This window comes from Streptomyces sp. NPDC030222, assembly GCF_055573115.1.
Genome location: NZ_JBVICA010000001.1, coordinates 484327 through 497091, shown reverse-complemented (window position 1 = coordinate 497091; position 12765 = coordinate 484327). Strand labels below are relative to the sequence as shown.

The window sequence follows — 12765 nt, the reverse complement described above, 5'->3', positions numbered from 1 at the left end:
GCTACGAGCGGTCGTGCCGGGAGCGTTGCGGGCGGTCGTCCCGCCGCCGGATGCGTGAACCGAGCCACACCAAGGGGTCGTACTTGCGGTCGACGGCCCGCTCCTTCAGCGGGATCAGCGCGTTGTCGGTGATGCGGATGTCCTCGGGGCACACCTCCGTACAGCACTTGGTGATGTTGCAGTAGCCGAGTCCGTGTGTCTCCTGGGCCGTGCGCTTGCGGTCCAGGCCCGTCGCGTCGGCCGCGTCCAGCGGATGCATGTCGAGTTCGGCGATGCGCATCAGGAAGCGCGGACCCGCGAAGGCCGGCTTGTTCTCCTCGTGGTCGCGGACCACGTGGCAGGTGTCCTGGCACAGGAAGCACTCGATGCACTTCCGGAACTCCTGCGAGCGGTCCACGTCCGTCTGCTGCATCCGGTAGTCGCCCGGGGCCAGGCCCGCGGGCGGGACGAACGACGGGATCTCCCGTGCCTTCGCGTAGTTGAAGGACACGTCGGTCACCAGGTCGCGCACCACCGGGAACGTCCGCAGCGGGGTGATGGTGACGACCTCGTCCTGCGCGAAGACGGACATCCGGGTCATGCACAGCAGCCGTGGACGGCCGTTGATCTCCGCACTGCACGAACCGCACTTGCCCGCCTTGCAGTTCCAGCGCACCGCCAGGTCCGGTGCCTGGGTCGCCTGCAGCCGGTGGACGATGTCGAGGACGACCTCGCCGTCGTGGACCTCCACGGTGAAGTCCCTGAGGCCCCCGCCTTCCGCATCGCCCCGCCAGATCCGGAACGCCGCGTCGTACGTGCTCATTCGTACAGCTCCTCTTCGGCGAGGTACTTGACCAGCTCCTCCTTCTGGAAGAGGGCGAGCAGGTCGGGACGGATGGGCTCGGTGGTCTCCCGTTCCAGCACGACGCGGTCGCCGTCGCCGGGGGCCGCGAGCCGGCACAGCAGATTGATCCGGCGCCAGGCGCGGTCCATCCCGGGCCAGTCCTCACGGGTGTGTCCGCCGCGGCTCTCGGTGCGCTCCAGCGCCGCCCGGGCCACGCACTCGCTGACGAGCAGCATGTTCCGCAGGTCCAGGGCGAGGTGCCAGCCGGGGTTGAACTGCCGGTGGCCCTCCACCCGGACGCGGGTGGCACGCTCGCGCAGGGCGGCGAGCCGGTGCAGGGCCTCCCGCATCTCGGTCTCCCGGCGGATGATGCCGACCAGGTCGTTCATGGTCTGCTGGAGTTCCTGGTGCAGGGTGTACGGGTTCTCCGGCGCGGCGACGGAGGCCGTGTCGGGGCCCGTTCCGAAGGGCCGCAGCGCCTCCGACGCGGCCGCGTCGACCAGATCCGGGCCGGGTGCCGCGCGGCGAGCACCCGCCTCCGCCGCGTACCGCGCCGCGTGCAGTCCCGCCCTGCGTCCGAAGACCAGCAGGTCGGACAGCGAGTTCCCGCCGAGCCGGTTGGAGCCGTGCATCCCGCCCGCGACCTCCCCGGCCGCGAACAGCCCGGGCACCCCGCGGGCCGCCGCGGTGTCGGACTCGACGCCGACACCGCCCATCACGTAGTGGCAGGTAGGGCCGACCTCCATGGCCTCGGCGGTGATGTCGACGTCCGCGAGCTCCTTGAACTGGTGGTACATGGACGGCAGCCGCCGCTTGATCACCTCGGCCGGCATACGGGTGGACACGTCGAGGAACACCCCGCCGTGCGGGGAGCCGCGCCCGGCCTTCACCTCGGCGTTGATGGCCCGGGCCACCTCGTCGCGGGGCAGCAGCTCCGGAGGACGCCGGTTGTTGTCCGGGTCGTCGTACCAGCGGTCGCCCTCCGCCTCCGTCTCCGCGTACTTCTCCTTGAAGACGTCGGGGATGTAGTCGAACATGAACCGCTTGCCGTCGCTGTTGCGCAGCACCCCTCCGTCGCCGCGCACCGACTCCGTGACGAGGATGCCCTTCACCGAGGGCGGCCAGACCATTCCGGTGGGGTGGAACTGCACGAACTCCATGTTCACGAGCGGCGCCCCGGCGAGCAGGGCGAGCGCCTGGCCGTCGCCGGTGTACTCCCAGGAGTTCGACGTGACCTTGAAGGACTTGCCGATGCCCCCGGTGGCGAGGACGACCGCCGGGGCCTCCAGGACGAAGAAGCGGCCGGACTCACGGTCGTAGCAGAAGGCGCCGCACACCGGGCCGTCGTCCTCCTTGAGCACCCGCGTGACCGTGCATTCCTGGAAGACCTTCAGCCGTGCCTCGTAGTCGCCGTGCTCGCGCTCGTCCTCCTGCTGGAGCGAGACGATCTTCTGCTGGAGGGTGCGGATCAGTTCCAGGCCGGTGCGGTCGCCGACGTGTGCCAGGCGCGGGTACTCGTGTCCGCCGAAGTTGCGCTGGGAGATCCTTCCGTCGGGGGTGCGGTCGAAGAGGGCGCCCCAGGTCTCCAGTTCCCAGACCCGCTCGGGGGCCTCCCGGGCGTGGAGTTCGGACATGCGCCACTGGTTGAGGAACTTCCCGCCGCGCATGGTGTCGCGGAAGTGCACCTGCCAGTCGTCATTGCTGTTGACGTTGCCCATGGCGGCGGCGATGCCGCCCTCCGCCATCACGGTGTGGGCCTTGCCGAACAGGGACTTGCAGATCACCGCGGTCCTGGCGCCCTGCTCGCGGGCCTCGATGGCTGCCCGCAGGCCGGCGCCACCGGCGCCGACCACGACCACGTCCCACTGCTGCCGGTCGACTCGAGTCATGGTGAAGGGGCACTTCCTCTAGAACAGACGGGGGTCGTCGAAGGCGCCGGTGGCAAGCAGGTACACATAGAAGTCGGCGAAGGCCACACTGAACAGCGACGTCCATGCCAGCAGCATGTGACGCTCGTTCAGTCTTCCGACCAGGCCCCACAGCCGGTAGCGCACCGGGTGCTTCGAGAAGTGCCGCAGCCGGCCGCCGATGATGTGCCGGCAGGAGTGGCAGGACAGGGTGTACGCCCAGATCAGCACGATGTTGACGAGGAACACGAAGGTGCCGAGCCCCATGTGTCCCCATGCGTAGTGCTCGTCGCGGAAGGCGAGCACGGTGTCGTAGGTGAGGATGCCGGCGACGGGGAGCGCGGTGTAGAAGAAGTACCGGTGGGCGTTCTGGAGGATCAGCGGGAAGCGGGTCTCGCCGGTGTACCTACGGTGCGGTTCGGCGACCGCGCAGGCGGGCGGAGACGCCCAGAAGCCCCGGTAGTAGGCCTTGCGGTAGTAGTAGCAGGTCAGCCGGAAGCCCAGCGGGAAGAGAAGGATCAGCAGGGCGGGCGAAAGGGTCCACCAGCTGCCGAAGATCTCCCAGTTGGGGCCGTCCTTCATGGGGACGCAGTTCTCCGCGAGACAGGGCGAGTAGAACGGCGAGACATAGGGCGCCGCGTAGTAGTCGCTGTTCGCGAAGGCCCGCCAGGTCGAGTAGACGACGAAGGCGAGCAGCCCCGCCGCCGTCGCGGCGGGGGCGAGCCACCAGCGGTCGGTGCGCAGATGGCGGGGGGTGATGGCGGCGCGTGAGGCGTCGTGGACGCCTGCCGCCGGGGGACGTGGTTCGGTGCCGGATTCGGTGCCGGTTGCCAACGGATCTCCACGAGGTCGTGGGCGATGAGGGGGCCTGCGGGCCTGCCGGCGGCCTCGTCAGGACGGCCTCACCTCCGGACCTGTGGTGTGCACGGGATCTGCATGTGCACGGGGCCTGAGGGGACGGCTGGCGGAACGGGACGGCGGTTGGCCCGGAGGGCGGGGACGCGCAGGGCCGGGACGGACCGGCCCTGCGTCCGGGACGGCGGGCACCGGTGCCCGCCGCCGTGGAACGTGCCGACAGCTCCGCCGTTACGGGGCGCGCCGGTCGCGGGCGCCGAGTCCCTCGTCGTCCGTGTCCGTCCAGAGCGCGCTGTCGTAGGGCGCCTCGGGGATGGCGACCAGGTCGGGCTGCTTGCCGGCCGCACCCATGGACGGGACGGCCTCCCGCAGCAGCGCGAGGCTCTCGCGCAGGTGGTCGGCGTCCGTCCGCACACGCCGTATCTCCAGTCCGCCGCCTCCGACCTGCTGCTCCAGTCGTCCGACCGAGCGGACCAGGTCGTCGAGGCTGCGCTGGACCGTTGCCAAATCATCCTGCAGGGACATGGAGCCCTCACTTCCGCGGTCGCGGGCGGCAAGATGCGATGTGCGCCTGCGAGTGTCGCGCCTCACATTCCCTTTGTGAAGTCATGTGCCCGGATTACCGGCTCGGGCGGCGCTCGCGCGCCCCCTCATTTTACGCGCGGGGCTCTTCCGGAGGCCTTCCGCACAGCCGTGCCGTTGGGCCGGACGGGTGGCTTTCGCGGTACTTTCCGCCGTGTCGTCGCTACTCTTCGCGCGCGGGTGTGTTCAGTGGGTGAGCGATCCGTGTGATCATCTCGAAATGTCATAAAACAGGTCTAAGGGGTACGAGCCATGTCCCATGCAGATGTCCCGCGCGGGAGGGCATCCAGGACGCTCCGCGCCGCCGCGCTCCTCGCCTCCGGCATCCTCGCGCTTCCGCTCCTCGCCTCGTGCGCCGAGCGCAAGGAGGTCCCCGTGGTGACCGCGCCCCAGGACATCGCCGCCGCCGACCGCAGCCGGATCGCCGACGGAGGCACCCTGCGCTGGGCGATCGACGCCATGCCGCAGACCCTCAACGTCTTCCAGGCCGACGCCGACGCCGCCACCAGCCGGCTGGCCGGCGCCCTGCTGCCGTCCCTCTTCGTCATGGACGGCCTCGGCCGGCCCCAGCGCAACCCCGACTACCTGGAGTCCGCGCGGATCGCCGCCCACGAGCCCAAGCAGGTCGTGGTGTACAAGCTCAACCAGAAGGCGGTGTGGAGCGACGGCCGCGAGATCGGCGCCCCCGACTTCGTCGCCCAGTGGCGGGCCCTGAACGGCACGGACTCGGCGTACTGGACGGCCCGCAACGCCGGGTACGAACGCATCGAGAAGATCGAGCGCGGCGGCGACGACCTGGAGGTCAAGGTCACCTTCGCCAAGCCCTACGCGGACTGGCAGGCGCTGTTCACACCCCTCTATCCGAAGGAGGCGACCGGCACGCCCGCCGCGTTCAACGACACCGTGCGGACCACGCTGAAGGTCACCGCGGGGCCGTTCCGGCTCAAGGAGATCGACCGCGACGAGTCCACCGTCACCCTGGTCCGCAACCCGCGCTGGTGGGGCCACCAGGCCCGGCTCGACACCATCGTCTTCCGGGCCGTACCGCGCGACGAACGGGTGGAGGCCCTCGCCGCCGACGCCGTCGACCTCGCGGAGATCGGCCCCGCCGACGCGGACCGCATCACCAGGGCCGCGAAGAACAAGGGCGCGGCCGGCCCGGGAGCCGCCGGTGCCTACGAGGAGGAGGGGTACCCCGAGGGTTATCCGGAGGAGTACACCGACGAATTCGCCGAGGAGTACGCGGAGGAGTACGCGGAGAACTTCGCGATCGAGCAGAACAACCTCCGCGGTTTCCAGGTGCGCAAGTCACTGGAGCCCGCCTACACCCAGCTCGCGCTGAACGGGAGCTCCGGTCCGCTCGCCGACGAACGGGTGCGCCGTGCAGTGGCCCGTGCGCTCGACCGCAAGGCGCTCGCCGAAGCGGTGCTGAAGCCCCTGGGGCTGCCGGCCGGTCCGGTCGGCAGCCATGTCGCCCTCGCCGGGCAGGCCGCGTACGCCGACAACAGCGCGGCGCTCGGCCGGCCGGACACCGAACAGGCCCTGGCCCTGCTCGCCGAGGCGGGCTGGACCACACGAGGTGCCCAGCAGGAGCAGGCCGGGGTCAAGGCCGGCAGCACCCCGCACTCCAGCGGGTCGGCGCAGGCATCGGGTTCGCCCGCCGCGGGCGCCGCGACGACGAGCACGACGGCATCCGGCCGGCCGGCGCCGGGCCAGGCGTCGGCCCAGGCGTCGGCCCAGGGCAAGCCGGGGCAGGCGTCCGGCCAGGCAGTGCCGGGCCAGGCCGCGTCGGGCGCCGGAGCGCCCGGCCGGGGCGTGCCGGGCCAGGAGGCGTCCGGCCAGGGGACGCCGAGCCGGGCGGTGCCGAGTGCCGGCGCCTCGGGGCAGGCCCAGCCGGGCCGGGCCGTGTCCGGCCAGGCGGTGCCGGGATCCGGGAATGGGGCCCCCGGGCAGCCCGTGCCCGGCCACTCCGCGTCCGGAAAGGCGGCGCCGGCCGCCTCGGCACCGGCACCCCCCGCGGTGGCCCCGTCGCCGTCCGGACGGTCCACGGTGTCCGTCCTCCCCGTTCCGGCGCCGACGGCCGACAACAAGGCGCCCGGTGAGCGCGACCGCGGCGACGACGGCGGGCACGTAGTCGGCCTGGGCACGGGATCCACCGGCGGGCGCGCCACCCACGTCCTCGCCCCCGCCACCGCCGCCGCGGTGCAGAGCGCCGCCGTGCTGCACCAGGCGGCCGCTCTGGAGGGCACCAGGGCCGACGCACTCCGCCCCGAGAGCGGGCTCGCAGGCGCCTACGCCCCGCAGGGCACCGCCGCGCCGGCCTCCCCCTCGCCGGTGGCGGCCGAGGCGGGCGGTGCGCTCGGCAAGGACGGCAAGCCGCTCACCCTGCGCTTCGTGCTCCCCGCCGGCCCCGGCTCGGAGTCCCTGCGCCTGGTCGGCGACAGGATCGCCGAGATGCTCGACGGCATCGGGATCGCCACGGAGATCATCAAGGTCGAGGACGAGAGCTTCTTCCGCGACCACATCGCCTCCGGCCAGTTCGACCTGGCCCTCTACTCCTGGCCGGCCTCCGCCTACCCGGCGACCGACGCCCGGCCGATCTTCGTCAAGCCCCGGCCCGCCGCCGACGGCTCGCTGCTCGTGGAGCAGAACTACTCGCGCGTCGGCACGGACCGGATCGACCAGCTCTTCGACCAGGCGATCGGCGAGCTGGACGAGAAGCAGGCGCGCGAGCTGATCAAGCAGGCCGACGCCAGGATCTGGGCCGCGGCCGGTTCCATCCCCCTCTACCAGCGGCCCCAGCTGGTCGCCGCCAAGCAGAACCTGGTCAATGCCGGGGCGTTCGGCTTCGGCGCCCCCCGCTACCAGGACATCGGCTTCGCCAAGCCCGGCGCGCGCGGAGCGCAGAACGCCACCGCCACCGCCACCGCGGGCGCCACCGCCTCGGCCGGTACGCGGTAGCGGCCACGCGGAACGCCGGGCCGGCGGCGGTGGGACCGGCACGGCAGCCGCGGGACCGGAAGGGCCGGGCGGGAATGTCCGGGCAGGAATGTCCGGGCGGGGCGGCTCCGGCTGGGAACGTCCGGGCGGCAACCTCAGAAACAACTCAATTTCCTTGCCTGCCGGCGCATCCGGCGGGCAAGGTCGTGCTGCCTTTGACCCGGGCAGATACCGATGCGTGCGACCAGCGCATCAACAGTGGATCAGATCACTCCCACGGGCCGGGGACGTCCTTCACACGGACGGCCCCGTACCATGGGAGGAGCCGTGGCGTGTCCGAGCCCGGCGGGGCGTACGAGGACCGAAGACGCCTGATCCCACGATCCGAGAGAAGCGCAAGCCAGCATGCCCACGCGCCACGACATCCGTAACGTCGCCATCGTCGCCCACGTCGACCACGGCAAGACGACCATCGTCGACGCCATGCTCAAGCAGGCGGGCGCCTTCGCCGCCCACCAGCTCGACTCCGTGGACGACCGAGTCATGGACTCGAACGACCTGGAGCGTGAGAAGGGCATCACGATCCTCGCCAAGAACACGGCGGTGAAGTACCACCCCAAGGACGGCGGGGCCCCGATCACCATCAACATCATCGACACCCCCGGCCACGCCGACTTCGGTGGCGAGGTCGAGCGCGGTCTGTCGATGGTCGACGGCGTCGTGCTGCTCGTGGACGCCTCCGAGGGCCCGCTGCCGCAGACCCGCTTCGTGCTGCGCAAGGCCCTCCAGCGCCGCATGCCGGTCATCCTCTGCATCAACAAGACGGACCGCCCGGACTCCCGGATCGACGAGGTCGTCAACGAGACGTACGACCTGTTCCTGGACCTGGACGCCGACGAGGACCAGATCGAGTTCCCGATCGTCTACGCCTGCGGCCGTGACGGCATCGCCTCGCTGACCAAGCCGGAGGACGGCACCGTCCCGGCCGACAGCGAGAACCTGGAGCCGTTCTTCTCCACCATCCTGGAGCACATCCCCGCGCCCGTGTACGACGACGGTGCCCCGCTCCAGGCCCATGTCACCAACCTCGACGCGGACAACTTCCTCGGCCGTATCGCGCTGCTGCGCGTCCAGCAGGGCGAGCTGAAGAAGGGCCAGACCGTCGCCTGGATGAAGCGCGACGGATCCGTCCAGAACGTCCGCATCTCCGAGCTGATGATGACCGAGGCGCTCACCCGCAAGCCGGCCGAGAAGGCGGGCCCGGGTGACATCTGCGCCGTCGCCGGCATCCCCGAGATCATGATCGGTGAGACGCTGGCCGACCCGGAGAACCCGGTCGCCCTCCCGCTGATCACGGTGGACGAGCCCGCGATCTCCATGACCATCGGCACCAACACCTCGCCGCTGGTCGGCCGGGGCGGCACCGGCAAGGGTGCCGACAACAAGGCCGCGGTCAAGGACCGCAAGGTGACCGCGCGTCAGGTCAAGGACCGGCTGGACCGCGAGCTGATCGGCAACGTCTCGCTGCGTGTCCTGGAGACCGAGCGTCCCGACGCCTGGGAGGTCCAGGGCCGTGGTGAGCTGGCGCTGGCCATCCTCGTGGAGACCATGCGCCGGGAGGGCTTCGAGCTGACGATCGGCAAGCCCCAGGTGGTCACCAAGGAGGTCGACGGCAAGGTCCACGAGCCGGTCGAGCGGATGACCGTCGACGTGCCCGAGGAGCACATGGGCGCCGTCACGCAGCTCATGGGCGTCCGCAAGGGCCGGATGGACAACATGTCCAACCACGGGTCCGGCTGGGTGCGTATGGAGTTCGTCGTCCCGTCCCGTGGCCTCATCGGCTTCCGTACGGAGTTCCTGACGCAGACCCGCGGCACCGGTATCGCCCACTCCATCCACGAGGGCCACGAGCCGTGGTTCGGCAACCTGCAGACCCGTAACAACGGCTCGCTGGTCGCGGACCGGTCCGGCGCGGTCACGGCCTTCGCCATGACCAACCTCCAGGAGCGCGGCGTCCTCTTCGTGGAGCCCGGCACCGAGGTGTACGAGGGCATGATCGTCGGTGAGAACTCCCGCTCCGACGACATGGACGTCAACATCACCAAGGAGAAGAAGCTCACCAACATGCGGTCGTCCACGGCCGACGTGTCCGAGTCGATCGTCCCGCCGCGGAAGCTCTCCCTGGAGCAGTCCCTGGAGTTCTGCCGTGACGACGAGTGCGTCGAGGTGACCCCGGAGGCGGTTCGTATCCGCAAGGTCAACCTGGACGCCCGCGAGCGCGCCCGCGCCGCGTCCCGCGCCAAGCACGGCTGAGCCGGCTGGGCGGAGCTCTGAACGGCCGGTCCCCCGCAGGACACTGCGGGGGACCGGCCGTTCCGGCTTCCTTCTTGACCCGCCGTGCCCGTGCAGGGAGTTGCAGTCCCGCGTACCCGGGTGATCGTCTGTGAGACAGTGGAGAGTCGACGGCGTGCTACGCGCGTCACACGGGCCGCCTGCCCGCGAGTGGGATTGCGTGACGTCCGTCAAGCCCATTTACCGCCCCGAGCGTCCGGGTTCCGGACGTTGATCACCGGAACCTGTATTAACAGTCCGTTTCGCGCGTGTCTGTCTGCGGTCTCTTTGTCCGGATTTCGGGCTTCTGGGCTCGGGTGATGTTGTCAAACCGAGACTCTTTAGGTGTGGTTTACGGCTCGAACGTACTCAATAGTTGGCTTCATTGAGCTCGGGTCAATGGGTCAAGCGCTGTGGGGAGCGCCGACTCACGAGCACACACTCGGGGTACATCGAGGCTTCGCCGTCAGGGGTGTCGGCGATGTTTTCTGTGCCCTTCTCGTAGTGACAACTCTTGAGGAGGAACCCATGCGCGGTGCCAAGAGCGCCAAGTGGGTCGTGGGCGCGATAGTCGTCGCCCTGGCCGCGACCGCCTGTGGTGGCGGCAATGACGGTGGCAAGGACACCGAGGGCAAGGGTGTTGCCGGCGGAACGTTCCGCATGGGCAGCACCGAGCCGGACACCATCGACCCCGGCCTGGCGCACGAGTCCACCGGCATCGCCGTGGCCAAGGCCCTGTTCGTCGGTCTGTTCAAGAACACCCCGGACGGCAAGGCCGTTCCGGCGCTGGCCGAGTCGGCCACCCCGAACGACCAGTGCACCGAGTGGACCTTCAAGGTCAAGACCGGCACCAAGTTCACCAACGGTGAGGCCGTGGACGCCGAGGCGTTCGCCCGCGGATGGACCCGTTCGTCGCACAAGGCCGCCGCCTCCGACGTGTCCTACCACTTCGCCGGCATCAAGGGCTACGACGAGCTCCAGGCAGGCAAAACCACCACCTTCGCCGGTGTGACCACCCCGGACGCCAGCACCATCAAGGTCGCCCTGAGCGCCCCGGACTGCGAGTTCAACCTCAAGACCGCGCACGGCGTGTACGCCCCGGTCCCGAAGGTCGCCAAGGTCGGTGCCGAGGACAAGGCGTTCGGCGAGGCCCCCATCGGCAACGGCCCGTTCAAGATGTCGGGCAAGTGGGAGCACAACAAGCAGATCGTGCTCGTCCGCAACGACGACTACACGCTGCAGAAGGCCAAGCTCGACAAGGTCGAGATCAAGCTGCTCAACGACAACAACGCGCAGCAGCTCGAGTACGAGGGCTTCCAGGCCGGGCAGTTCGACTACGCCCACATCCCGACCCCGCAGCTGAAGGTCGCGGAGACCACCTTCAAGCCGCAGGGCAAGTGGTTCACCAAGGACACCAGCGGCATGAACTACATCCTGCCGGTCGGTGACAGCGCCCCGCTGAACAGCAAGGAGGCCCGCCAGGCGATCTCCTACGCGATCGACCGCCAGGCGATCGCCAAGGGTGTCTTCCAGGGCTTCCAGGTCCCGTCCACCAGCATCGTGCCGCCGTCCTTCCCGAGCGCCTACCAGAAGGACATCTGCGGTAGCTGCATCAAGCAGGACAAGGCGAAGGCCAAGGAGCTCGCGGCCAAGGCCGGCCTGAAGCCGGGCACCGAGATCTCCCTGGGCTTCAACACCGGTGCGGGTCACGAGGAGTGGATCCAGGCCACCGCGAAGCAGATCGAGGACGTCCTGGGCGTCAAGGTCAAGCTGGCCGGCAAGGACTTCCCGGGCGTGCTGGAGGACCAGCAGGCTCCGAAGGCCAGCGGTCTGTTCCGCTTCGCCTGGGGCGCGGACTACCCGACCCCGGACAACTTCCTCTTCCCGCTGCTGCACTCGAAGTCGATGTCGAAGGACGAGAACGGGAAGGTGATGGGTGACAACCGCGCCCGTTACAACAACCCGGCCTTCGACAAGCTGATCGACCAGGCCCGTGCCACCAAGGACGAGGCGGCCCGCACCAAGCTCTACCAGCAGGCCGAGAAGATCGCCCTGGACGACCAGGCGCTGATCCCGATGTTCAACCGTACCCAGTTCCGTCTCATGGCGACCGACAAGTTCAACGGCCTGGACGACATCGACTTCGGTGAGGACCCGATCTTCGAGGAGATCTCCCTCAAGAAGTAAGAGCGTCCGGCGGATGAACCGTCAGATGTGAGCCGCGGCCCCCGGAGTCTCCGGGGGCCGCAGCCCCACGCCAGGGCCGTTCACTTACGGCACCCCTCACACTCCGCGGGTTCTCCCCGCACGCCGTATAGCCCGGCCCGTTCATGGGCCGGGAGGCCGCTGCACCCAGAAGCGGCCAGGTAGAGAGGCAGAACATGGGAAGGTACGTCGCCCGTCGCCTCGGGCAGATGGTCATCGTCCTGATCGGCGCGACCATGGTCCTGTTCGCTTGTCTGTTCGTGCTCCCCGGTGACCCCGTGGGATCCATCGCAGGCAGCGACAAGGCTCGTGATCCCGCAGTGGTCAAGGAGCTCCGTGAACGCTACGGACTCGACAAGTCACTGCCCGAGCAGTACGTGAACTACGTGAAGAAGGTCGCGGTCGGCGACCTGGGCGAGGACTACCAGCAGCGTCGCCCGGTCTCCGAGATCCTCGCGCCGAAGCTGGAGAACACCGCCAAGCTGGCCGTGATGGCCATCGTCCTCGTGACGGTGTTCGGCATGGCCGTCGGCGTGGTCGCCGCATTGTTCAGATACAGCATCTGGGACATGTCGACGACCTTCATCACCACACTGGCCGTCGGCTTCCCGACGTTCGTCATCGGCCTCCTGCTGAAGAAGCTCTTCGTCCTCGAACTGGGCTGGTTCCCGTTCCTCGCGGGCGACGACTTCGACGGCATGATCCTCCCGGCCGCCACCCTCGCCCTCGTGGACATCGCCTTCGTGGCCCGCCTCACCCGCGGCACGATGCTGGAGGTGCTGCGCGCCGACTACATCAAGACCGCGGTGGCCAAGGGACTTCCGCGCCGGCAGGTGCTGTTCAAGCACGTGCTGCGCAATTCGGTGATCCCGGTCGTCACCTACCTCGGCATCTCCTTCGGTGCGCTGCTCGGCGGCGCCCTGATCACCGAGGCGGTCTTCAACTGGGACGGTGTCGGTCTGGCGCTGGTCCAGGCGGTGCAGCAGCAGAACAACCCGATCGTGGTCGGCGTGGTGACGTACAGCGTCGCCATCTTCGTCCTGCTGAGCATGCTCGTGGACCTGCTCTACGCGGCCCTCGACCCGCGTATCCGCCTCAACTGACCCGCCCGAAGGAGGACCC

At 69.5% G+C, this 12765-nt stretch carries 8 protein-coding genes; 4 read left to right on the top strand and 4 right to left on the bottom strand.

Features of this window, described 5'->3' with window-relative positions; translation table 11 throughout:
• Window position 1: 1 nt before the first annotated feature.
• The 4 genes from ACZ4Z5_RS02135 to ACZ4Z5_RS02120 form a co-directional block, all read right to left on the bottom strand.
• Window positions 2-802 (bottom strand): succinate dehydrogenase/fumarate reductase iron-sulfur subunit, encoded by an 801-nt coding sequence (locus ACZ4Z5_RS02135; protein WP_468255272.1) that lies wholly within the window; start codon window positions 800-802, stop codon window positions 2-4.
• Window positions 799-2712, bottom strand: a complete 1914-nt coding sequence (locus tag ACZ4Z5_RS02130; RefSeq protein ID WP_468255269.1) for a fumarate reductase/succinate dehydrogenase flavoprotein subunit — start codon at window positions 2710-2712, stop codon at window positions 799-801. The genes ACZ4Z5_RS02135 and ACZ4Z5_RS02130 overlap by 4 nt, the downstream gene beginning before the upstream one ends.
• 18 nt (window positions 2713-2730) lie before the next feature.
• On the bottom strand, window positions 2731-3564 hold the full coding sequence (locus ACZ4Z5_RS02125; RefSeq protein WP_468255267.1) for a hypothetical protein: 834 nt from the start codon (window positions 3562-3564) through the stop codon (window positions 2731-2733).
• A gap of 252 nt (window positions 3565-3816) precedes the next feature.
• Window positions 3817-4110 carry a hypothetical protein gene (locus tag ACZ4Z5_RS02120; protein WP_468255265.1) on the bottom strand — a complete coding sequence of 98 codons (294 nt, stop codon included), beginning with the start codon at window positions 4108-4110 and terminating at the stop codon, window positions 3817-3819.
• A 309-nt stretch (window positions 4111-4419) separates the two neighbouring features.
• Between ACZ4Z5_RS02120 and ACZ4Z5_RS02115 the strand changes: the two genes are divergently transcribed.
• The 4 genes from ACZ4Z5_RS02115 to ACZ4Z5_RS02100 all read left to right on the top strand — a co-directional run bounded on the left by ACZ4Z5_RS02115 (window position 4420) and on the right by ACZ4Z5_RS02100 (window position 12746).
• On the top strand, window positions 4420-7128 hold the full coding sequence (locus tag ACZ4Z5_RS02115) for an ABC transporter substrate-binding protein (RefSeq protein WP_468255262.1): 2709 nt from the start codon (window positions 4420-4422) through the stop codon (window positions 7126-7128).
• 384 nt (window positions 7129-7512) lie between these two features.
• On the top strand, window positions 7513-9420 hold the full coding sequence (gene typA / locus ACZ4Z5_RS02110) for a translational GTPase TypA (RefSeq protein ID WP_468255259.1): 1908 nt from the start codon (window positions 7513-7515) through the stop codon (window positions 9418-9420).
• A 546-nt stretch (window positions 9421-9966) separates the two neighbouring features.
• Window positions 9967-11625 (top strand): peptide ABC transporter substrate-binding protein, encoded by a 1659-nt coding sequence (locus ACZ4Z5_RS02105; protein WP_468255255.1) that lies wholly within the window; start codon window positions 9967-9969, stop codon window positions 11623-11625.
• Window positions 11626-11819: 194 nt separating this feature from the next.
• Window positions 11820-12746, top strand: a complete 927-nt coding sequence (locus ACZ4Z5_RS02100) for an ABC transporter permease (protein ID WP_468255252.1) — start codon at window positions 11820-11822, stop codon at window positions 12744-12746.
• Window positions 12747-12765: the final 19 nt, after the last annotated feature.